The sequence below is a fragment of the Streptomyces sp. SAI-170 genome, from assembly GCF_049739565.1.
Classification (GTDB): Bacteria; Actinomycetota; Actinomycetes; order Streptomycetales; family Streptomycetaceae; genus Streptomyces.
Genome location: NZ_JBMGQD010000001.1, coordinates 1,449,138 through 1,469,630 on the forward strand (window position 1 = coordinate 1,449,138; position 20,493 = coordinate 1,469,630).

At 73.1% G+C, this 20,493-nt stretch carries 19 protein-coding genes and 1 tRNA gene; 12 read left to right on the top strand and 8 right to left on the bottom strand.

Going from position 1 to position 20,493, the window contains the following annotated elements:
• The first annotated feature begins 49 nt into the window (after positions 1–49).
• From RKD23_RS06645 to RKD23_RS06655, 3 genes are read left to right on the top strand one after another with little or no spacing between them, the layout of a single operon-like run.
• A complete protein-coding gene (locus tag RKD23_RS06645; RefSeq protein WP_424852786.1) occupies positions 50–937 on the top strand; it encodes a helix-turn-helix transcriptional regulator in 888 nt (295 codons plus the stop codon).
• The gene (locus RKD23_RS06650; RefSeq protein WP_424852787.1) at positions 934–1,662 is read left to right on the top strand and encodes an SDR family NAD(P)-dependent oxidoreductase; all 729 of its coding nucleotides are present in this window, start codon (positions 934–936) and stop codon (positions 1,660–1,662) included. The genes RKD23_RS06645 and RKD23_RS06650 overlap by 4 nt, the downstream gene beginning before the upstream one ends.
• On the top strand, positions 1,659–3,068 hold the full coding sequence (locus RKD23_RS06655; protein WP_424852788.1) for a phytoene desaturase family protein: 1,410 nt from the start codon (positions 1,659–1,661) through the stop codon (positions 3,066–3,068). Before RKD23_RS06650 ends, RKD23_RS06655 begins: the two co-directional genes overlap by 4 nt.
• A gap of 90 nt (positions 3,069–3,158) precedes the next feature.
• Here RKD23_RS06655 and RKD23_RS06660 read toward each other — a convergent pair.
• Positions 3,159–3,232, bottom strand: a tRNA-Pro gene (locus RKD23_RS06660).
• A gap of 108 nt (positions 3,233–3,340) precedes the next feature.
• Here RKD23_RS06660 and RKD23_RS06665 point away from each other — a divergent pair.
• The 3 genes from RKD23_RS06665 (at position 3,341) to RKD23_RS06675 (ending at position 6,840) form a co-directional block, all read left to right on the top strand.
• A complete protein-coding gene (locus RKD23_RS06665; RefSeq protein ID WP_424852789.1) occupies positions 3,341–3,856 on the top strand; it encodes a DUF309 domain-containing protein in 516 nt (171 codons plus the stop codon).
• A 70-nt stretch (positions 3,857–3,926) separates the two neighbouring features.
• Positions 3,927–4,700: a precorrin-6A synthase (deacetylating) gene (gene cobF, locus RKD23_RS06670; RefSeq protein WP_424852790.1), complete on the top strand. Its 774-nt coding sequence runs from the start codon at positions 3,927–3,929 to the stop codon at positions 4,698–4,700.
• Positions 4,701–4,764: 64 nt separating this feature from the next.
• A complete protein-coding gene (locus RKD23_RS06675) occupies positions 4,765–6,840 on the top strand; it encodes an MDR family MFS transporter (protein WP_424852791.1) in 2,076 nt (691 codons plus the stop codon).
• 1 nt (position 6,841) lies between these two features.
• Here the strand turns inward: RKD23_RS06675 and RKD23_RS06680 are convergent, their stop codons facing one another.
• Both RKD23_RS06680 and RKD23_RS06685 read right to left on the bottom strand, forming a co-directional pair.
• Positions 6,842–7,576, bottom strand: coding sequence for a cobalt-precorrin-6A reductase (locus RKD23_RS06680; protein WP_424852792.1), 735 nt, complete (start codon positions 7,574–7,576; stop codon positions 6,842–6,844).
• Between the two features lie 168 nt (positions 7,577–7,744).
• The gene (locus RKD23_RS06685; RefSeq protein ID WP_424852793.1) at positions 7,745–9,169 is read right to left on the bottom strand and encodes a purine-cytosine permease family protein; all 1,425 of its coding nucleotides are present in this window, start codon (positions 9,167–9,169) and stop codon (positions 7,745–7,747) included.
• 98 nt (positions 9,170–9,267) lie between these two features.
• Between RKD23_RS06685 and RKD23_RS06690 the strand changes: the two genes are divergently transcribed.
• Both RKD23_RS06690 and RKD23_RS06695 read left to right on the top strand, forming a co-directional pair.
• On the top strand, positions 9,268–9,939 hold the full coding sequence (locus RKD23_RS06690) for a TetR/AcrR family transcriptional regulator (RefSeq protein WP_424852794.1): 672 nt from the start codon (positions 9,268–9,270) through the stop codon (positions 9,937–9,939).
• A 48-nt stretch (positions 9,940–9,987) separates the two neighbouring features.
• Positions 9,988–11,616: an amidohydrolase gene (locus RKD23_RS06695; protein ID WP_424852795.1), complete on the top strand. Its 1,629-nt coding sequence runs from the start codon at positions 9,988–9,990 to the stop codon at positions 11,614–11,616.
• Between the two features lie 58 nt (positions 11,617–11,674).
• On the opposite strand, the gene RKD23_RS06700 is transcribed toward RKD23_RS06695, so the two are convergent.
• From RKD23_RS06700 to RKD23_RS06710, 3 genes are all read right to left on the bottom strand, one after another.
• Positions 11,675–12,448 (bottom strand): sulfite exporter TauE/SafE family protein, encoded by a 774-nt coding sequence (locus RKD23_RS06700; protein ID WP_424852796.1) that lies wholly within the window; start codon positions 12,446–12,448, stop codon positions 11,675–11,677.
• A gap of 80 nt (positions 12,449–12,528) precedes the next feature.
• Positions 12,529–14,040 (bottom strand): long-chain-fatty-acid--CoA ligase, encoded by a 1,512-nt coding sequence (locus RKD23_RS06705; RefSeq protein ID WP_424852797.1) that lies wholly within the window; start codon positions 14,038–14,040, stop codon positions 12,529–12,531.
• A gap of 122 nt (positions 14,041–14,162) precedes the next feature.
• Positions 14,163–15,350 (bottom strand): thiolase family protein, encoded by a 1,188-nt coding sequence (locus tag RKD23_RS06710; RefSeq protein WP_424852798.1) that lies wholly within the window; start codon positions 15,348–15,350, stop codon positions 14,163–14,165.
• A 132-nt stretch (positions 15,351–15,482) separates the two neighbouring features.
• Between RKD23_RS06710 and RKD23_RS06715 the strand changes: the two genes are divergently transcribed.
• From RKD23_RS06715 to RKD23_RS06730, 4 genes are all read left to right on the top strand, one after another.
• Entirely contained in the window at positions 15,483–16,283 is an 801-nt protein-coding gene (locus RKD23_RS06715) for a lysophospholipase (protein ID WP_424852799.1), read from the top strand.
• A 152-nt stretch (positions 16,284–16,435) separates the two neighbouring features.
• Positions 16,436–16,768 carry a DUF3140 domain-containing protein gene (locus RKD23_RS06720; protein ID WP_424852800.1) on the top strand — a complete coding sequence of 111 codons (333 nt, stop codon included), beginning with the start codon at positions 16,436–16,438 and terminating at the stop codon, positions 16,766–16,768.
• Positions 16,765–17,412: an endonuclease gene (locus RKD23_RS06725; protein WP_424852801.1), complete on the top strand. Its 648-nt coding sequence runs from the start codon at positions 16,765–16,767 to the stop codon at positions 17,410–17,412. The genes RKD23_RS06720 and RKD23_RS06725 overlap by 4 nt, the downstream gene beginning before the upstream one ends.
• Positions 17,413–17,462: 50 nt before the next feature.
• Positions 17,463–18,275: an SAM-dependent methyltransferase gene (locus RKD23_RS06730; protein ID WP_424852802.1), complete on the top strand. Its 813-nt coding sequence runs from the start codon at positions 17,463–17,465 to the stop codon at positions 18,273–18,275.
• Here RKD23_RS06730 and RKD23_RS06735 read toward each other — a convergent pair.
• Together RKD23_RS06735 and RKD23_RS06740 are read right to left on the bottom strand one after the other, a co-directional pair.
• Positions 18,265–19,500 carry an amidohydrolase gene (locus tag RKD23_RS06735; RefSeq protein ID WP_424852803.1) on the bottom strand — a complete coding sequence of 412 codons (1,236 nt, stop codon included), beginning with the start codon at positions 19,498–19,500 and terminating at the stop codon, positions 18,265–18,267. The two genes, RKD23_RS06730 and RKD23_RS06735, sit on opposite strands and share 11 nt — an antisense overlap.
• 51 nt (positions 19,501–19,551) lie before the next feature.
• Entirely contained in the window at positions 19,552–20,412 is an 861-nt protein-coding gene (locus RKD23_RS06740; protein ID WP_424852804.1) for a Cof-type HAD-IIB family hydrolase, read from the bottom strand.
• Between the last annotated feature and the right edge of the window lie 81 nt (positions 20,413–20,493).

Here is a 20,493-nt window from a genome sequence, read left to right on the forward strand (position 1 = left end):
GTACCGCTGGTACATCCCTCCCGCGGCCGGGACGCCGTACCGTCGATATGTGGACAACCGTGAAGAGGTCCGCGAGTTCCTCACCTCGCGGCGGGCGAAGATCACCCCCGAGCAGGCCGGGCTGCCTGCCGGCAGCAGACGGCGCGTGCCGGGCCTGCGGCGCAGCGAGGTCGCGGCGCTGGCCGACATGAGTGTCGAGTACTACGCGAAACTGGAGCGCGGCAGCCTCGCCGGCGTCTCCCCCGCCGTTCTCGAGGCCGTCGCCCGCGCGCTGCGGCTCGACGACGCCGAGCGCGCCCACCTGCTCCATCTGGCGCAGACCGCCGACGGCTCCGACGCCCTCACCCGCCCCCGGCGCCGGGCCGGTCGGCCGTGGACGCCGCACCGCAGCCTGCAGTGGACGCTGGACGCGATCACCGCGGGGCCGGCGTTCGTGCGCAACGGCCGGATGGACGTGCTGGCCGCCAACCAGCTCGCCCGCGCCTTCTACGCCGACCTCTACGCGCTGCCGCGGAACCGGGCGAACCTGGCCCGCTTCAACTTCCTCGACCCGGCCGCCCGGCGCTTCTACCCCGACTGGGACCTTGTCGCCGACACCGCGGTGGCCATCCTGCGCGCCGAGGCCGGCCGCGACCCGTACGACAGGGCCCTGCACGACCTCGTGGGCGAACTGTCCACCCGCAGCGAGGAGTTCCGTACCCGGTGGGGCGCCCACGACGTGCGCCACCACGGCACCGGCACCAAGCGGTTCCACCACCCGGCGGTCGGTGAACTCACCCTCGCCTACGAGGGTCTGGAGATGGCCGCCGAACCCGGACTGACCCTCACCGTCTACACCGCCGAACCCGGCTCCCCCTCCGAAGAGGGCCTGCGCCTGCTCGCCTCCTGGGCCGCCACCCAGGAGGCCGGTTCGGCCCCGCAGCCGACGCGCTCATGAGCCGCATCCTGGTGACGGGCTCCACGGACGGCCTCGGCCGCGCCGCGGCGGACGCGCTGCTGTCCTCGGGACACGAGGTGGTCGTGCACGCCCGCAACGAGCAACGCGCCGCGGCCCTGGACGAGTTGACCGACCGCGGGGCGGATCTCGTGGTGGGCGACTTCGCGGACCGTGACGCCGTACGGCGGATCGCCGCCGAGCTGAACGCGGCGCGGCCGCTCGACGCTGTCATCCACAACGCCGGGGTGTGGAGCGGGCCCGCGGTCATGCCGGTCAACATCGTCGCGCCGTACCTGCTGACCGCGCTTCTGCGCGCCCCGCGCCGACTGGTGTACCTGAGCAGCAGCTCGCACTTCGGTGGCCGTCCCCTGCTCACCGGGATCGACTGGCGGGGCCGCAGTGCGGGGTCGTACTCCGACAGCAAGCTGTTCGTCACGACCCTCGCGGCGGCGGTGGCCCGGCTGCGTCCTGACGTGCTGAGCAACGCCGTGGACCCGGGCTGGGTACCGACCAGGATGGGCGGCCCGAACGCCCCCGACGACCTCGAACTCGGCCATCGGACCCAGGAGTGGCTGGCCACCGGCGACGACCCCGAGGCCCTCACGTCCGGCGGCTACTGGTACCACCGCCACCTGCGCCGGCCCCACCGCGCCGTGCACGACGAGGAGTTCCAGGACGCCCTGCTGGAGGCGTTGGCGCAGGAGACGGGGGAAGCGGTCGCATGACCACCGCGGTCGTGGTCGGCAGCGGGCCCAACGGACTCGCCGCCGCCCTCACCCTCGCCGCCGCCGGCGTACGCGTCCGGGTCGTCGAGGCCGCCGACGTCCTCGGCGGCGGCACCCGCTCCGGTGAGCTGACCCTGCCCGGGCTGATCCACGACGAGTGCTCCGCCATGCACCCCCTGGGGCCGGGCTCGGCCTTCGCGAGGCGGTTCGACCTGGCCGGGGCCGGGCTGACCTGGCGCTGGGCGCCGGCCGAGTTCGCCCACCCGCTGGACGGCGGGCGGGGCGCGGTCGTGGTCCGGTCGGTGGCCGGGACCGCCGCCGGGCTGGGCGCGGGCGGGCGCGGCTGGCAGCGGGTGTTCGGCCCGCTCACCGAGCGGTTCGGGACGATCAGCGAGGAGTTCCTGCAGCCGGTGCTGCACCTCCCTCGGCACCCCTTCCACCTGGCCCGCCTCGGCGCCTACGCCGGCCTGCCGGCCACGCTGCTCGCCCACCGCTTCGGCTCGCCCGAGGCCCAGGCGCTGTGGATCGGCGCGGCGGCGCATGCCTTCCGTCCGCTGAACAGCCTCGCCTCCTCGGCGATCGGGGTCCCGCTGACCGCGTCCGCGCACGCCTTCGGCTGGCCGGTCGCCGAGGGCGGTTCGGCCGCGATCCGGGACGCGGTCCTGGTGCGGGCCGCCGAGTACGGCGTGCGGTTCGAGACGGGCCGCCGGGTGACCTCCCTCGACGAGCTGGGCGGCCCGGACCTGGTCATGCTGGACACCTCACCCGCGGCGGCCGCCCGGATCGCGGGCGAGCGGATGCCGGCCGGCGTGCGCCGCGCGTACACCCGCTACCGGCACGGCCCCGGCGCGTTCAAGGTCGACTACGCCGTCGAGGGCGGGGTGCCGTGGACCCATGAGGGCTCGCGCTCGGCGTGCACGGTGCACCTCGGCGGCAGCGTGACGGAGATCGCCGCCGCCGAGCAGGACGTGGCGGCCGGCCGGATGCCCGAGCGGCCGTTCGTCCTCGTCGGCCAGCAGTACCTCGCCGACAGGACCCGCTCGGCGGGCGGCGGACACCCCCTCTACGCCTATGCGCACGTACCGGCCGGCTACACCGGCGACGCCACCGAGGCGATCACCGCGCAGATCGAGCGGTACGCGCCCGGCTTCCGCGACCGGATCCTGGCCGTCCACGTCCGCTCCACCACCGAGATCGGCCGGCACAACGAGAACTACGTCGCCGGCGACATCGTGACCGGCGCCAACGACCCCTGGCAGCTGCTCTTCCGCCCCCGCGCGGCCCTCGACCCGTACGCCACCGGCGTCCCCGGCGTTTACCTCTGCTCCGCCGCGACCCCACCCGGAGCCGGCGCCCACGGCATGTGCGGCTACAACGCGGCACGGCGGGCCCTGGCCCGGCTCTGAGAGACCGCATGCGGAAACCGGACCCCGGGAACGACCGAGGGCTGTTTCAGATGTGCTCTGAAACAGCCCTCGATCTGCGACTTTCACAAGTCGGGACGACAGGATTTGAACCTGCGACCCCTTGACCCCCAGTCAAGTGCGCTACCAAGCTGCGCCACGTCCCGATGCCGTGATCCGCGGGTGACCCGCGTGATCATGCGGACAGTACTTTACCCCACCCGGCAGGGCAGACCGAAGCGGGGCGAGCGGGCGGGCGGGCGGACAATGGGCCCATGGAGCATGCGGAGGGCCGTGCAGCCGCCCGGGACCGGGACAGTGAGGGGCGGGCGCGCAGTGCCCGGCCGAGGGACGGGCTGGGACGGCCGTTGCCGTACGGGGCGCCGGGGGTGGAGCGGCAGCCGGAGGGGGTGCCGCGCAGCCCGCGGGAGACGGTCGACGAGGCGCAGGCGCTGCTGGACGCGGGCAAGCCGTTCCATGCGCACGAGGTGTTCGAGGACGCCTGGAAGTCGGGCCCCGCGGAGGAACGCGGCCTGTGGCGCGGCCTCGCCCAGCTCGCCGTCGGCCTCACCCACGCGGCCCGCGGCAACGCCACCGGCGGCGCCCGGCTGCTCCGCCGCGGGGCGGCCGCGGCCGAGGAGTGGGCCGCGAGCGAAGGCAGTGCCCGGCCGTACGACGTGGATGTGGCGCACGTCGTCGCCTGGGCCCGGGAGCTGGCGCGCATGGTGGAGGCCGGGGGCGAGCACCCGGTGGACGCGGCCGCGCGCGCACCTCGGCTGCGGGGGCGCTGAGCCGGACCCCGTCACCGGCAGGGCATGGCCGGTGTACGCGGTGTCAGTGGCGTACGGCAGACTCGGGGGTGTGCGAAGGATTCATGTCATCGGTATCGGTGCGGGCGACCCCGACCAGCTGACCCTGCAGGCGGTCAGGGCGCTGCGGGACACGGACGTCTTCTTCATCCTGGAGAAGGGCGAGGTGAAGTCGGGCCTCACCGACCTGCGCCGGGACATGCTCCGGGCGCACATACCCGAGGGGACCTACCGGGTGGTCGAGGCGCGCGACCCGGAGCGGGACCGCAGGGCCGGCGGGGCCGCCTACTCCCCGGCCGTCGGGGACTGGCGCAGCGCCCGCGCCGACATCTACGAGCAGCTGATCACCGAGGAGCTCGGCGAGGAGGAGACGGGCGCGTTCCTGGTGTGGGGCGACCCCGCGCTGTACGACAGCACGCTCGGCATCCTCCAGGAGGTGCTGGAGCGCGGCGGGGTGGTCTTCGAGTACGACGTCGTCCCGGGCATCAGCAGCGTCTCGTCGCTGGTGGCGCGGCACCGCACCGGGCTGAACCGGGTGGCCCGGCCGGTGCAGATCACCACCGGGCGGCGGCTCGCGGAGGGCTTCCCGGAGGGCGTGGACGACGTGGTGGTGATGCTCGACGCCCACCAGACCTTCCGGCAGTACGCCGACCAGGACATCGACATCTACTGGGGCGCGTACCTCGGCACCCCGGACGAGATCCTCGCCTCCGGCCCGATCGCCGAGGCCGCTCCCCGCATCGAGGCCCTGCGGGCGGAGGCGCGCGAGCGCAAGGGCTGGATCATGGACACGTACCTGCTGCGCCGCAACCCCGGGGACGTCTGAGAGGCCCCACCCGCGCGGTCCGCCCCCGCGTGCGCGCGCGGACGGCCGATGTGATCGTGGCCTCGTGACAGTCGCCGAGGAAACCGCTCCGCCCGCCGCGCAGCCCCCCGTACTGGACAGCCGCCGTCGCAACGTCGTCTTCGTGACGATCATGCTCGGCATGCTCCTCGCGGCCCTCGACCAGACCATCGTGGGCACGGCGTTGCCGACGATCGTCTCCGATCTCGGCGGCGCGGAGCACATGTCGTGGGTGGTGACGGCGTATCTCCTGGCGGAGACGGTCGCGACCGTGCTGGTCGGCAAGTTCGGTGACCTGTTCGGCCGGAAGGTGGTCTTCCAGGTCTCGGCGGTCGTGTTCATCACGGGCTCGTTCCTGTGCGGCCTCGCCTCGAACATGTCGCTGCTGATCGCCTGGCGGGCCATGCAGGGCATCGGCGCGGGCGGTCTGATGGTGACCTCCATGGCGCTGATCGCGGACGTCATCCCGCTGCGGGAGCGCGGCAAGTACCAGGGCGCGATCGGCGCGGTGTTCGGGGTGGCCACGGTCATCGGCCCGCTGCTGGGCGGCCTGTTCACCGACCACCTGTCCTGGCGCTGGGCGTTCTATGTCAATGTGCCCATCGCGATCGTCGTCGTGGCGGCCGCGGCCCGCACCATCCCGGTGGTGAAGTCGGCCGTCCGCCCGATCATCGACTATCTGGGCATCGCCCTGATCGCGGCGGGCGCCAGCGCGCTGATCCTGGCGACGAGTTGGGGCGGCAACGAGTACGCGTGGGGCTCGGGCGTCATCATCGGCCTGTTCGTGGGCGGTGTCCTCGCGCTCGGGCTGTTCTGCTGGGTGGAGACCCGGGCGGCCCAACCGATGCTGCCGATGCGGCTGTTCGGCAACCCGGTGTTAACGGTCTGCTCGGTGCTCAGCTTCATCGTCGGCTTCGCGATGCTCGGCGCGATGACGTATCTGCCGAGCTATCTGCAGTACGTGGACGGCGACTCGGCGACGATCTCCGGGGTGCGCACCCTGCCCATGGTGATCGGCCTGCTCATCGCCTCGGTCTTCAGCGGCAACGTGGTCAGCAAGACGGGAAAGTACCGTCTCTTCCCGGTCGTCGGCGCGCTGGTGATGGGCCTCGGCCTGTATCTGATGTCCCTGATGGGGCCGTCGACGGGGGCGTGGCTGGAGTCGGTCTACATGTTCGTGCTCGGCATCGGGATCGGGCTGTGCATGCAGGTCCTGACGATCGCCGTGCAGAACACCGTCGACTACGCCGACCTCGGCACCGCCACCTCGGGCGTCACCTTCTTCCGTACGCTGGGCAGCTCGTTCGGCACCGCGGTGTTCGGCACGATCTACACCAACACCCTCACGCCCAGGCTGCGCGAGGCGATCGGCGAGGCCACGGCCACCGGCACGGTCGACGCCGACACCGTCGGCCGGGCGGCGACCAGCCCCGAGGGCGTGCACCAGCTGCCCAGCGAGGCGGCCGCGCCGATCATCGACGCGTACGCGGACACGATTCAGACGGTGTTCCTGTGGACCGTCCCGGTCGCGGCGCTCGGCTTCCTGATCGCCCTGCTGCTCAAGCAGGTCCCCCTGCGCGACAGCGCCCGCATGGGCTCCACCGACATGGGCGAGGGCTTCGCCTCGCCGCACGGCGCCGACTCGCAACGGCTCCTGGAGACCGCCGTCGCGAAGATCATCGCCGGCACCGACCTGAGCACGGCCCGCAGACTGCTGCGCGACTCCGACAGCCGCCTCGACATCGCCGGGGCCTGGGCGGTGATGCAGGTCGACCTGTTCACCCGCATGGTCGGCCACGCGGGCCTCGGCCTGATCGCGGCCCGCCGGCACCTTCCGCCGGAGGTACTGCTGCCGGTCTTCGACCGCATGGTCGACGAGGGCTACCTCACCCGCGACGGCATGCTCCTCTCCCACACCGAGGCGGGCTCCCGCGAGGCCGCCCTCATCGGACAGGCCTGGTCACGCTGGCTGGAGGAACGCGTACACCAGGACTTCGGCCGCCCGCCCGGCGCCGACCTGCGCGCGGCGGTCGACACGATCGCCAAGCGGCTGCTGGTGGAGGACCTCAACAGCGGACTGCCCGACCGCGCCGACCAGTTGGCCGCGGCCACCGCGCCCTGACTCACACCCCCAGCCGGTCCAGGACACCCGCGAGATCAGGCACGGTCACCACACCTTCGGGCAGCGGCGGACGCCGTACGACGACCACCGGCAGCCCCAGCTGGCGCGCCGCCGTGAGCTTGGCGGCGGTCGCCTCTCCCCCGCTGTCCTTGGTGACGACGACGTCGATACGGCGGTCCCGCAGCAGCTCCGTCTCGTCGGCCTCGGTGAACGGGCCGCGGGCCAGCAGGACTTCGGTGTGCGGCGGCATCGGCGGCTCGGGCGGCTCCACGGAGCGGGCGACGAAGTGCAGGCCGGTGAGGTGGGCGAAGGCGCCCAGCCCCAAGCGGCCGGTGGTCAGCAGCACCCTTTGCCCAAGGCCGGGCAGCAGTGAAGCGGCCTCGGCCAGGGAGCCCGCCCAGTGCCAGCGGTCCCCCTGCCGGGGGTGCCAGCCGGGTCTGCGCAGGACGATGGCCGAGATGCCGGTCATGGCCGCGGCGCGGGCCGCGTTCGCGGTGATGGCCTCGGCGAAGGGGTGGGTGGCGTCGACCAGGGTGTCGACCCCCTGCTCACGCAGCCAGTCGCTCAGTCCCTCGGCCCCTCCGAACCCACCGATGCGGACCTCCCCCTCGACGGCCCCCGGCCGCTTCACCCGCCCCGCGAGGGAGGTGGTGACCCGGACACCGGGCCGGCCCGCCAGCTCGGCTGCCAGACGGCGGGCCTCGGTGGTGCCGCCGAGGATGAGGATGTGGGGCATGTGGGTGAGACTACTTCGCGGTGAGCGCCGTTGGTCCGACGGTCATCGTCCGGCTGCGGGCGGTGGTGGGTTGCTCGCGCAGTTCCCCGCGCCCCTGAGGGACGCGCCCTGAAGGGGCGCGGGGAACCGCGCGACCAGCCACACACAGCCCGCACCCGCGAACCGCCCTCAGCCACCCGCCTTCGTCCGCGCCCCCACCGCGTACACCACCGCCGTCACCACCATCCCCGCCGGCAGGGCGATGTCGACACCCCCGAGCGCACTGGCGATCGGGCCCGTGTACAGCGTGTTCACCGACAGCGCCGCCACAGTGACCCCCGCCCCGAGGCCGGCCACCCCCGCCAGGTTGAAGCCCCCCGTGTACCAGAACGCGCTGCCCCGCGACTCGTCGCCCAGCGCCGCGCCGTCGTAGCGATTGCGGCGCAGGACGATGTCCATCGCGTACACCGCCGTCGCGGGGCCGAGCAGGACGACGGTGAGCTGGAGGACGTCCGAGACGGTGTCGAGGAAGTCGGAGACCAGCAGCGCGTACAGCGTGAGCGCGACGGCCACGGCACCGTCGACGAGCACGCTGAGCGTGCGGCGGATGCGCAGCCCGACGGCCTGGAGGGCGAGGCCCGCGCTGTAGGCGGTCAGGGCGTTGATGGCGATCGTGCCGAGGACCAGGGCCAGCAGGAACACCGGCTCGAACCAGCCCGGCAGCATCTGCCCCAGCGCCGACTGCGGGTCGGACATGTCCACCGCGGTCGCGGCGAGGGCGCCGAGCGAGGAGACGACGACGCTGGGCAGGAAGGCGCCGCACGCGGTCCAGCCGATGATCGCCCGGGCCTTGGAGGTGCGCGGCAGATAGCGGGAGAAGTCGGCGCTGGTGGTGTACGACAGCGGGCCGGAGCCGATGAGGGTGACGCCGGCGAGGAGGGTGGCCCACAGGCCGGTGCCGGTCAGCGGTGCCTCGGGCGCGTAGGAGAGGTCGGCCCCGCGCAGCACGTACGCGGCCACGACGGCGAACACGGCCGTGAGCGCGAGGGTGATCGGCACGTAGAGCCGGACGATCAGGGCATGGCCGTAGACGCTGATGGTCAGGGTCGCGGCGGCGATGACCACGACGACGGCCGCCTGGACGCCGGTGTTCAGGGGGAGGCCGGTCTTCTCGACGAGGGCGAAGGCGGCGGTCGCGGCGGCGGCGAGGTTCAGCGCGAAATAGCAGACGGAGATCAGCCAGCCGGTGATCGCGTTGTTCACGCGGTTGCCGCGGACGCCGTACACGGCGCGGGTGATCACCTCGCTGGGCGCGCCCGCGGCCGGTCCCGGGATGGCGAGGAGCCCGGTGAGCAGCCAGAGCAGGTTGCCGACGACGATGACGGCGAGGGCCTGCCACAGGCTCAGGCCCATCAGCACCAGCGCCCCGCCGATGACGAGGCTGAGGTAGTTGACGTTGGCGGCGGCCCAGACGGCGAACAGCTCGCGGGGGCGGCCACGGCGTTCGGAGTCGGGGATGTGGTCGATGCCGTGGGCCTCGATGCGGGCCGGACCGCCTGGCGGGGCGGAGCTGCCGTCCGCGTCCTGCTGCGATTCGGGAGTGGTGGACACCATGGGCCCTCCGGGAGCGGTTGTGGCGACCTCGGGAACCACTATTGGTCGGGGAACCAATAGTGTTGCTTATTGGGCGCACACTCAATAGCATCCGCGATATGTCGTCAAGCGTTCAGCGCAAACGAATCCGCAAGGACCCGGCCGCCCGCCGGGCGGAGATCGTCGACGCGGCCGCAGCGGTCGCCCTGGCCGAGGGGCTGGAGTGCGTCACCCTGCGGCGGATCGCCGAGGAACTCGATGTGCGCCCGGGCCTGATCAGCCATTACTTCCCGTCCGCCGAGGACCTGGTGGCCGAGGCCTTCGGCAGTGCCGCCAGTGCCGAGATCGACGTGCTGCTTCCGGCGGAGCGGCCGCAGGGCACGCCCACCGGTCATCTGGCGCGGTTCCTCGGGCACACGACCGGCGAGGCGTACGACGCCATCAGCCGGCTGTGGATCAACGCCCGGCACCTCAGCCGCTACCGCCCGGTGCTGCGCGAGCGCGTCACCGTGCAGGAGGCAGCATGGCGGGCCCGGCTGGAGGGGCTCGTCCGGGAGGGCGTCGAGACGGGCGAATTCCGCACGGAGGACCCGCTGGTGACGACCCTTCAGATCCTGGTCGTCCTCGACGGGCTGGGGGTCGACGCCAACGTCGGCCACGAGGATCTGCCGGACGCCGTCGCCCGGATGGCGTTCATCACGGCCGAGCGTGAACTGGGCCTGGAGCCAGGCACGTTGAGCCGTCCGGCCGGAACCGGCCCCGGCGCCGAGGACGCCGCCGACTCCCCGTGAGCCACCCCCTTGTCCCTCCCCGCTGTCCCCCTCGTAAGGAGCCGCTCCGTGTCCACCGACCTCGTCCTGCTCTCCGCCCGGCTGCTCGACCCCGGCAGCGGTGAGCTGTTGCCGCACACCGCGCTCGCCGCGGGCGGCGGGCGGATCACGCACCTGGGCGACGACCGTGAGGTGCGGGCGCTCGCCGGTCCCGGCACCACGGTCGTCGACCTCAAGGGGGCCGTGGTCACCGCCGGCTTCACCGACGGGCACATGCATCCGGTGTCCGGGGCCGAGCGCACGATGGGCGTGGACCTGTCCGGCTGCAAGGACCTGACGGCCGTACGGGCCGCCCTCGCCGCGGCCGTCGCGGCACTGGAGCCGGGCGGCTGGCTGCGCGGCTGGGGCCTGGACCCGAACGCGTTCGGTGACGCGCCGGTCGCCTCCTCCTCGCTCGGCCCGGTTCTGGACGGCGTACCCGCGCTGCTCGACCTGTTCGACGCCCACTCGCTGCTGGCGAGCCCGCGTGCGCTGGAGCTGGCGGGGGTGGACGGGCCGCGCCGGTTCGAGCAGGGCTCGGAGATCGTGTGCGACGCGGACGGGCGGCCCACGGGGCTGATGCTGGAGGACGCCGCCTGCGAGGTCGTCGAGGCCGTCGCGCCCAGGCCCACCGAGGCGCAAGTGCGGTCCCGTACGGCCGAGGTGCTGCGCGCCATGGCGGCGGCCGGGCTGACCGGTGGTCACGCGATGGACGCCAACGGCACCGGCCTGGCGACTCTGGCCGCGCTGGAGGACGACGGCGAGCTGCCGCTGCGGCTGCGGGTGGCGCCCTGGTGCCGGCCGGGTGCCGACACGGACGCCGTACGGGAGCTGATCGCGCTGCAGGGCACCGGGGGGCGGCGGTGGCAGGTCGCCGGGGTGAAGCTGTTCATGGACGGCACGATCGACAACGGCACCGCCTGGCTGGAGCGTCCCGACTGCCACGGCGAGTCCACGCACGCCTTCTGGCCGGACCCGCGGCGGTTCACCGAGGTGATCGCCGAGCTGCACCGGGCCGGGGTGCCCACCGCCACGCACGCCATCGGCGACGCGGCCGTACGCCATGTGCTGGACGCGGTGGAGAAGGCGCGGGCCGGGGACACCGGGCGGGCCCCGGCGCCACGGCATCGGGTGGAGCACATCGAGACGGTGCCGGACGACACGGTGCGCAGGTTCGCGGCGCTCGGGGTGACCGCCTCGATGCAGCCCACCCACTGCTGTGAGTTCACCCGGGCCGACCACACCGACAACTGGTCCCGCCGGCTCGGTGAGGAGCGGGCCTCGCGCGCGTTCCGCTGCCGCGATCTGTGGGACGCCGGGGCGCGGGTGGTGCTGGGCTCGGACTGGCCCATCGCGCCGTTCCCGCCGCTGGCCGTCATGGCCGGTGCCCGGCACCGGCGGCCCAGCGACCTGTCCCTTCCGCCGCACGGCCCCGAGCAGGCGCTCACGCCGCTCCAGGCGCTCCGGGGCTTCACCGTGAACCCCGCGTGGGTGGCGGGCGAGGAGGCGACCGCGGGCCGGTTGGCCGTCGGCCACCGGGCCGACCTGACCGTCCTCGCCGAGAACCCCCTCACGGTCGCCGACACCGACCTGGCGAGCGTTCCGGTGCTGCTCACGGTCGTGGGCGGCAAGCCGACCCATCGGGCGGCGCATCTGTGACGGACGGCGCCGCCGTCCGCCGACCTGCCGGCCTGCCGGCCTGTCCGGTCTGCTGGGGTCAGCGCAGCAGCAGCTGTAGTGCCCCCAGCACGGTCGCCGCGATCACCAGCTGCTCGAACAGCCGCTGGTTGATCCGGTTCACAGCCCATTTGCCGATGAACGCGCCGGGCACCACGAACAGCACGAGCGCGGCGTCGAGCAGCAGGGAGTGCCCGTCGATCAGCCCGAGTCCCGCGCTGAAGGGCACCTTCGCCACGTTGACGATCAGGAAGAAGAACGCCGACGTGCCCAGGAAGCCGAGCTTGCGGAAGCCCGCCGAAAGGAGATACATCGACATGACCGGGCCGCCCGCGTTGGCGACCATCGTGGTGAAGCCGCCGAGGACACCGTAGGAGCGGGCCTTGACGCGGCCGGCGCGGGTGGTCACCGCGTCCGGGTCGTCCTCCTGGCCGGCCACCCGCCGCCGCCACAGCGTCACCGCCGTCATCAGCAGCAGGGTCGCGCCGATGGAGACGCGTACGACCTCGTCGTCGGCCCACACCAGGAACACCGTCCCGGCCACCACGCCCGCCGCGACCGCCGGGAACAGCCGCAGCAGCGTGGGCCAGTGGGCGTGCCGCCGGTAGGTGAGGACGGCCAGCACGTCCCCGGCGATCAGGATCGGCAGCAGCACGCCGGTGGAGGCGCGGGCGGGCAGCACCGCCGCGAAGATCGCCAGACTGACGGTGTTGGCCCCGCTCACGGCCGTCTTGGAGAACCCGACGAGCAGAGCGGCGGCGGCGAGGGCGGCGAACTCCCAGCCGGTGAGGTGCCACGAGGAGATGATGTCCATGCGGGGACCGATGCTATGCGCACGCATCGGGCCGCCGTCAGGCGCCCCTCACCGTAGTACCGGGATCAGGAGTACAGGGATCAGTCCGCGTACCGCGCCCTCAGCTCCCGCTTGAGCACCTTCATGCTCGGCCCCAGCGGCAGTGCGTCGGTGAACTCCACGTGGCGCGGGTACTTGTGCTTGCCGAGGTGTTCCTTCGACCACTCCACGAGCGCGGCCGCGTCCGGCTCGGGTGCGCCCGGGGCGGGCACGATCACCGCGCACACCTCCTCGCCGTGCAGGTCGTCCGGCAGGCCGATGACGGCGACCTGGGCGACGGCGGGGTGGCGTACGAGGACCTCCTCGACCTCGCGCGGGTAGACGTTGTAGCCGCCGCGGATGATGACGTCCTTCTTGCGGTCGACGATCCTGAGGAAGCCGTCGTCGTCCTTTGTGCCGAGGTCGCCGGTGCGGAACCAGCCGTCGACGAGCGCCTCGGCGGTGGCCTCGGGGCGGCCGAGGTAGCCGGAGAAGACGTTGTGGCCGCGGATGACGACCTCGCCGAGCTCGCCGGGCGGCAGCAACTCGATGGCACCCTCCAGCTCCGCTCGGGCGATCTCCACGTCCACGCCCCACAGCGGGTGCCCGATGGTGCCCGCCTTGGTGCCGAAGCAGGGCTGGTTCACGGTCGCCGTGGGCGAGGTCTCCGACAGTCCGTAGCCCTCGTAGATCGTCGCCCCGAAGGTCGCCTCGAAGTCCTCCAGCACGGCGACGGGCAGGGAGGCTCCGCCGGAGATGCACACGCGCAGCTCGGGCAGTTCCTTCGCCCCGGCCGCGGCGGCGGTGAGCACGACGAACATCATGGGCACGCCGTGGAAGGTGTCGACCTTCTCCGCCACCATCAGCTCGATCGCGCGCTCCGCGTCGAAGCGCGGCAGCAGCACGAGCGTCGCGCCCGCGCGCCAGGTGGAGTTGAGGGACACGGTCTGCCCGAAGGCGTGGAACAGCGGCAGCGCGCCGAGGGCCCTGTCGTCGGGGCGTATGTCGTTGGCGTCGAAGGCGTTGACGGTCGCGTTCATCACCAGGTTGAAGTGGCTGAGCACCGCACCCTTGGGTACGCCGGTGGTGCCGCTGGTGTAGAAGACGACGGCCGGGTCGTCGGCGTCCCGGGTGACGTACGACGGGAGCGGCTCGGCGATGGCGGCGAGCTTGTCGAACTCGTCGCCCAGCGCGACCACTTGGATGCCGACGGCCTCGGCCGCCGCGGTGCCGGTCTCGGCGTGGGCCGGGTGACACAGCAGCAGGGAGGCGCCGCTGTCCTTCAGGACGTGCTCCACCTCCGGCGCCGACAGCAGCAGATGGACGGGGACGACGACCCCGCCGGCCGCGGCGATCGCGTAGTAGGCGAGGGGGAACTCGGCGGTGTTGGGGGCCATGAGGGCGACCCGGTCCCCGGGGCGGACGCCGAGTGCGGCGAGCGCGCCGGCCTGGGCGCGGGCCCGCCGCCACACCTCGCCGAAGGTCAGCCGCAGGTCGCCCTCGACCAGGGCCTCCTTGTCGGGGCGGCGCCGGGCGTTCTCGGCGAGGATGCTGGCCAGGGACAGGGTTGCCATGGGGTGATGCTCCGTCTTCTCGCGGCTCGTGTACCGGATTGCCTTGCGGGGCCCTGTTTTCCGGATCAGGCCGGCTGCGACGCCCGCGTCACCCCGCGGCGACCTGGTTCGGAAGGCAGGCCCTAGTGCCTCTCGACGAGCACCGCGCTGCCCTGTCCCACCCCGACGCACATGGTGGCGAGTCCGCGCTCCGCCCCCGTGCGGCGCATGCGGTGCAGCAGGGTCGTCAGGATGCGGGCGCCCGAGCAGCCGAGGGGGTGGCCGAGGGCGATGGCGCCGCCGCTGGGGTTGACCAGGTCCGGGTCGATGCCGAGCTGGTCGACGCAGGCGAGGGCCTGGGCGGCGAAGGCCTCGTTGAACTCGGCCTCCTGGATGTCGCCGACGCCCCAGCCGACCCGCGCGAGCGCCTTGCGCGTGGCCGGGACGGGGCCGATGCCCATCACGTCGGGGTGGACACCGGCCGAGGCGCCCGCGACGTAGCGGCCCAGGGACTCCAGGCCGAGCTCGTTCAGGGCCTCCTCGCTGACCAGCAGCAGGCCCGCGGCGCCGTCGTTCATCGGGGAGGCGTTGCCCGCGGTGACGGTGCCGCCCGCACGGAAGACGGGCCTGAGCTGCGCCAGCTTCTCGTACGACGTGTCCTCGCGGATGCATTCGTCGGCGTCGACGACGACCCCGTCCGGGCGCTGGACCGGCAGGAGTTCGTCGTCGAAGTGCCCGTTCTTACGGGCCTGGGCGGCGAGTTGGTGGCTGCGCAGGGCGAACTCGTCCTGCCGCTCGCGCGTGACGCCGTGGCGGGCGGCGACCTCCTCGGCGGTCTCGCCCATGGAGAGCAGTCCGTGCAGGTCCTTCATCGCCGGGTTGACCAGCCGCCAGCCGAGCCGGGTGTCCACGGTCTCCATGCGGTGCGGCAGGGCCTCGTCGGGCCGGGACAGCACGAAGGGGGCGCGGCTCATGGACTCGGAGCCGCCCGCGAGGACGATGTCGGCCTCACCGGCGGCGATGGTGCGGGCGGCGGCGGTGACCGCCTCAAGACCCGAGGCGCACAGCCGGTTCACCGTGGCGCCCGGCACGGTCTCGGGCAGACCCGCGAGGAGGGCGGCCATGCGGGCGACGTTGCGGTTGTCCTCGCCGGCCTGGTTGGCCGCGCCCCAGTAGACGTCGTCGATCCTGGCCGGGTCGAGGGCGGGCACCTCGGCGACCAGGCCGCGGATCACGGCCGCGGCGAGGTCGTCGGGACGTACGGCGGACAGGGCGCCGCGCAGCTTGCCGATGGGCGTGCGGCGGGCGGCCGCGAAGTGGACGGGACGCACGGGTGGGACTCCTGACCGACGACGCTGTGGACCAGAGCTCTTAATTAGCACTGCTAGTTTCGGACTATAGACGCCCGACGGCCCCGCTGGGAAGATCCGTCGGAACCTTCCACCCCCGCCGCCGGAGGACACATGCCCGAGCACACCTTCACCGGCACCCGAGGCACGGTCGCCGTGCGCACCTGGCCGCACCCCGGCCCGCGCTTCCTGGCCCTGCTGGTGCACGGCTACGGCGAGCACTCCGGCCGCTACGAACGGCTCGCCGAGGTGCTCACCTCCCACGGGGCGGCCGTCCACGCACCCGATCACATGGGCCACGGCAGGTCGGCCGGCGAGCGGGTGGTGATCGAGGACTTCGAGGACGTCGTCACGGACGTCCGCACGGTCGCCGAGCAGGCCCGCGCCGCGCATCCGGACCTGCCGCTGATCGTCGTAGGACACTCGATGGGCGGCCTGATCGCCTCCCGCTACGCCCAGCGCCACGGCGCCGGGCTCGCCGCGCTGGTGCTGTCCGGGCCGGTGATCGGCGCCTGGGAGACCCCGGCGCGGCTGCTGGCCTACGACGAGATCCCGGACGTACCCATCAGCCCGGCTTCCCTCTCCCGGGACCCCGCGGTCGGCGAGGCGTACGCGGCGGACCCGCTGGTCTGGCACGGCCCGATGAAGCGGCCGACCCTGGAGGCCTTCGAGCGGACGCTGGCGACCGTCGCCGAGGCCGGGGACGTCGGCCCGCTGCCGGTGCTGTGGCTGCACGGCGACGACGACCGGCTGGTGCCGCTCACCGGCAGCCGGGTCGGCGTGGAACGGCTCGCCGGGGGCGCGCTGACCGAGCGGATCTACGCCGGGGCCCGGCACGAGGTGTTCCACGAGACGAACCGGGACGAGGTCTTCGCCGACCTGACGCGCTTCCTGGACGGGGTCCTGCCGCGCTGAGCCGGCCGTGTTTGTCCGGGTGGGCGGCGGGCACCCGCGCCCGCATGGAGTGGTTACGGAGCGCTGCCTGCGCGGGTGAGGACCCCGAGCTGTTCTTCCGATCTGCTCCGGCTCTCCCGCCGAGGACACGACGTGGGAAGGAGGAGCCCGCTATGACCGACCCTCTCGAACTCGACACGCTGTGGGACGAGTTCCACCGCGTGGTCAACATGACCTCCCAGGAACTCGCCGCCTGGTTGCGGGTGCGCGACGCCGACGAGACCACGGAGCCGCTGCCCGAGCAGGCGGGCACGCCGCTGGGGCGGCACGTCCTGGCGATCCTGCAGAAGCGGCGCATGGACCTGACCGACGACGACGTCCGCGTGATGCGGCTCGTGGTGGACATGGTCTCCGGGCAGGTCGACCCGGAGAGCGAGCCGGAGGCGCAACGCACCGACCGTCGCCATGAGCTGATGACGATCGGCCACGACCCGCTCAAGCCGTGACCGACGACAAGCGGGTCCTGAAGGCCCTGCTCGACGGCCACGGCCGCACCTACGCCGAGGAGGCGGGCATCACCCTGCGCGACACCCCGCAGCCGCTGTACCGGCTGCTGGTGCTCGCGCTGCTGCTCAGCGCCCGCATCCGCGCCTCGGTCGCGGTGGCCGCCGCCCGCGAGCTGTACGCGGCGGGGCTGCGCGACCCGCGCCGGATGGCCGCTGCGGACTGGCAGCAGCGGGTGGACGCGCTCGGCAGGGGCGGATATCGCCGCTACGACGAGCGCACCGCCACGCAACTCGGTGACGGCGCCGAGCTGTTGAGCGAGCGCTACAAGGGCGACCTGCGCCGGCTGCACGAGGCTGCTGAAGGAGACACCGGCGAACTGCGGCGCCTGCTCCAGGAGGTGCCCGGCATCGGACCGGCCGGCGCGGACATCTTCCTGCGCGAAGTGCAGCGCGTGTGGCCGGACATCGCCCCTCAGGTCGACGGCAAGGCCCTGGACGGGGCCGCCCGTCTGGGGCTGCCGAAGGACCCCGACCGGCTGCTGAGCCTGGCCGGGAAGGCCGAACCGGCCGTGCTGGCGGCCGCGTTGGTGCGGGCCGCGCTGGAGAAGGAGGTGGCCGAAGACTGTCTGCGCGCGGCCGCTTGATCGTGTCACACTGCTCGCACCAAGCCCCGCCGCGAGACCGAGGAGCACGTGTGACCGGGACCCAGCCGGCCTCTCCGTACATCGACACCAGCAGGCCGCACCCGGCCCGGGTCTACGACTGGTACCTCGGCGGCAAGGACAACTACCCGGTCGACGAAGAGCTCGGCCGGCAGATCATGGCCATCGACTCCGGCGCCCCGAGGGCCGCCCGCGCCAACCGCTGGTTCATGCAGCGGGCCACCCGGCTGCTGGCGAAGGAGGCCGGAATCCGCCAGTTCCTGGACATCGGCACCGGCATACCGACCGAGCCCAACCTCCACCAGATCGCCCAGGGCGTGGCGCCCGAGACGCGGGTGGTCTACGTCGACAACGACCCGATCGTCCTCGCCCACGCCGGCGCCCTGCTGCGCAGCACACCCGAGGGCGTCACCGAGTACCTCCAGGCCGATGCGCGCGACCCGCGGACCATCCTCGAACAGGCGCGCCGCGTCCTGGACTTCGAGCGTCCCGTCGCCGTGTCGCTGATCGCGCTGCTGCACTTCATCGCGGACGAGGACGGCGCCCACGACCTGGTGAGCACGCTGGTCGACGCGCTCGCACCGGGCAGCTGCCTGGTGCTGTCGGCGATGACGGCCGACTTCGAGCCGGAGAACGTCCGGCGGGGCATCGACGCCTACACCGCCCAGGGCGTGACCCTCGTCGCCCGCGACAAGGCCGAACTGGCCGCCTTCTTCACCGGACTCGACCTGCTGGAGCCGGGTGTCGTGTCGGTGGCCGACTGGCGCCCCGAGCTCGCGGAGGGCGAGTCCGACCTCGGCCACGGGCCGGTGTCGCTGTACGGCGCGGTGGGCGTCAAGCGCTGAGGCGGCTCAGCGCGGCGGACACCAGCGTGTGCACGCCGGGCACGAGCACCGAGGGGTCGGGGGCGAACAGCGGGCTGTGGTTGCTGGGCACGGCGGCGAACTTCTCCAACAGCCCCTCCCCCGGCGCCGCCTCCCAGACCTCCGCCGGGGTCGAGGTCACGAACCAGTAGTCGTACGGCACCCCTTGGGGCACGAGCAGGGAGAAGTCCTCACTGCCCATCGCCGGGCCGAGGTCCAACACCCTTTCCGCACCGAGGAGTTCGCGATGCACGGCCGCGATCTCGGCGTCCAGTTCGGGGTCGTTGACGGTGACGGGATAACCGCCCGACCGGAGGGTCACCTCCGGCGGCACCGGGCAGCCCGCGGCCGCGCACTCGCCCTCGACGATGCGGCGTACAGCGGCGAGGACCCGGGCGCGGACGGCGGGGTCCTGGGTGCGCAGGTTCAGCGCGAGCCGCGCCTCGGCGGGGATGACGTTGGGCTTGGTACCGGCATGGAACTCCCCCACCGTGAGCACCGCCGAGTCCTTCGCCGCGATCTCGCGCGAGACCACGGTCTGCAACCGGGTGACCACATGCGCGGCCGTCACCACCGGGTCGACGGTCGCCTCGGGGCGCGAGCCGTGGCCGCCCACGCCGTGCACGACGACGTCGATGTTGTCGGAGGCCGACATGATCAGGCCCGGCGTGTGCGCGTACAGCCCTGCGAGCCCCGGGGTGACGTGCTGGCCGAGGAGCACGTCGGCGCGCGGGAAGCGCTCGTGCAGACCGTCGGCGGCCATGGCGGCGCCACCGCCCGTCTCCTCGGCGGGCTGCCCGACCACCACGAGCGTGCCGGACCAGGCGTCACGGCCCGCCGCGAGCACCTCGGCCGCGGCCGCCAGCCATGTGACGTGCAGATCGTGCCCGCAGGCGTGCATCACGCCGTCCACGGTCGAGGCGTACGGCAGTCCGGTCGCCTCCCGCACCGGCAGCGCGTCCATGTCGCCGCGCAGCCACACCACCGGCCCGTCCCCGTCGCCGAGCACCCCGACCACGCCCGTGCCGGCGACGCCCTCGGTGACGGTGAACCCGGCCGCGCGCAGACGCAGGGCGAGCTTCGCCGCGGTGCGGTGCTCCTGGAAGCCCAGCTCGGGGTGGCGGTGCAGGTCCTCGTAGAAGCCCGCCAGCTCCTCGTGGTCGAGGGCGGAGGTCAGTTCCCTGGTCAGCCGGACGGGCTCGGTCATCTGGCTCCCTCGTCGAAGGCATTGAGCACCGGCCAGGCCACCTTGGCACGGCTAGGTGAACAGTGGCAGTCCCAGGACCCGCGCGATGGTGCGCAGCACGCCGTTGTCGGTGTTGGCGGGCGCCAGATGGCGCGCCCGGTGCACGACCTCCGGATGGGCGTTGGCCATGGCGTACGACCAGTCGGCGGTGTCGAGCATCTCCAGGTCGTTGAGGTAGTCGCCGAAGACCATGGTCTGGGCGGGCGTGATGCCCAGCTCCCGCTGGAGGCGGCGAATCGCGGCGCCCTTGTTCGCCGTGCTATTCATCAGGTCGACCCAGTGCTCGCCGGAGACCACGACCTGGTGGGTGGCGGCGAAGGGCGCGAGGGCCGGGGCGGTGGTCCGCTCGGCGGGCCCGAAGTCGAACAGGGCCACCTTGAGGATGTCGTCCTCGACGGCCCTGGCGTCGGCGACGACCCGGTTCTCGACGTAGTACTGGCGGACCTCGGCGAGGAACGGCTCGTCGGCGCGCTCGACGTAGGCGGACCGCTTGCCGCAGACGACGGCGCCCACGTCGACGCCGTCGGCGTTGAGCCGCCGTACGGTCTCCAGAACCTCGGCGACCACGGCCTTGTCCAGCGGGTCGGAGCTGAGCTCGACGCCGTCGCGGACGACATAGGTGCCGTTCTCGGCGATGAAGACCATGCCGTCGGCCGCGCCGGAGAACTCGCGGGCGAGGGTCGCGTACTGGCGGCCGCTGGCCGGGCTGAACAGCACCCCCCGCTCGCGCAGCAGCTCCAGCGCGGTCCACAGCTCGGCCGGCGGCTGCTTGTCGTCGTCGAGGAGTGTGCCGTCCATGTCGGTCACGATCAAACGGATGTCCGTGGCTCCGGAGGCGGTGCGGACGGATTCGGGCGACGCGGAGTAGGGCATGTCTGCTTCCTGGCTGGGCGGGTACGGACCTCCACGGCACCTCGTCGTTCCGTGAACGACCGTCCACCCTACCGGGGCGGA

Bases quoted from the DNA above. Each gene is read 5' to 3' on its own strand.
- RKD23_RS06650 (WP_424852787.1), top strand. From the start codon at position 934: ATGAGCCGCATCCTGGTGACGGGCTCCACGGACGGCCTCGGCCGCGCC.
- RKD23_RS06690 (WP_424852794.1), top strand. From the start codon at position 9,268: ATGTCGTCAAGCGTTCAGCGCAAACGAATCCGCAAGGACCCGGCCGCC.
- RKD23_RS06715 (WP_424852799.1), top strand. From the start codon at position 15,483: ATGCCCGAGCACACCTTCACCGGCACCCGAGGCACGGTCGCCGTGCGC.
- RKD23_RS06685 (WP_424852793.1), bottom strand. From the start codon at position 9,169: ATGGTGTCCACCACTCCCGAATCGCAGCAGGACGCGGACGGCAGCTCC.
- RKD23_RS06655 (WP_424852788.1), top strand. From the start codon at position 1,659: ATGACCACCGCGGTCGTGGTCGGCAGCGGGCCCAACGGACTCGCCGCC.
- RKD23_RS06700 (WP_424852796.1), bottom strand. From the start codon at position 12,448: ATGGACATCATCTCCTCGTGGCACCTCACCGGCTGGGAGTTCGCCGCC.
- RKD23_RS06705 (WP_424852797.1), bottom strand. From the start codon at position 14,040: ATGGCAACCCTGTCCCTGGCCAGCATCCTCGCCGAGAACGCCCGGCGC.
- RKD23_RS06665 (WP_424852789.1), top strand. From the start codon at position 3,341: ATGGAGCATGCGGAGGGCCGTGCAGCCGCCCGGGACCGGGACAGTGAG.
- RKD23_RS06680 (WP_424852792.1), bottom strand. From the start codon at position 7,576: ATGCCCCACATCCTCATCCTCGGCGGCACCACCGAGGCCCGCCGTCTG.
- RKD23_RS06720 (WP_424852800.1), top strand. From the start codon at position 16,436: ATGACCGACCCTCTCGAACTCGACACGCTGTGGGACGAGTTCCACCGC.
- RKD23_RS06740 (WP_424852804.1), bottom strand. From the start codon at position 20,412: ATGCCCTACTCCGCGTCGCCCGAATCCGTCCGCACCGCCTCCGGAGCC.
- RKD23_RS06735 (WP_424852803.1), bottom strand. From the start codon at position 19,500: ATGACCGAGCCCGTCCGGCTGACCAGGGAACTGACCTCCGCCCTCGAC.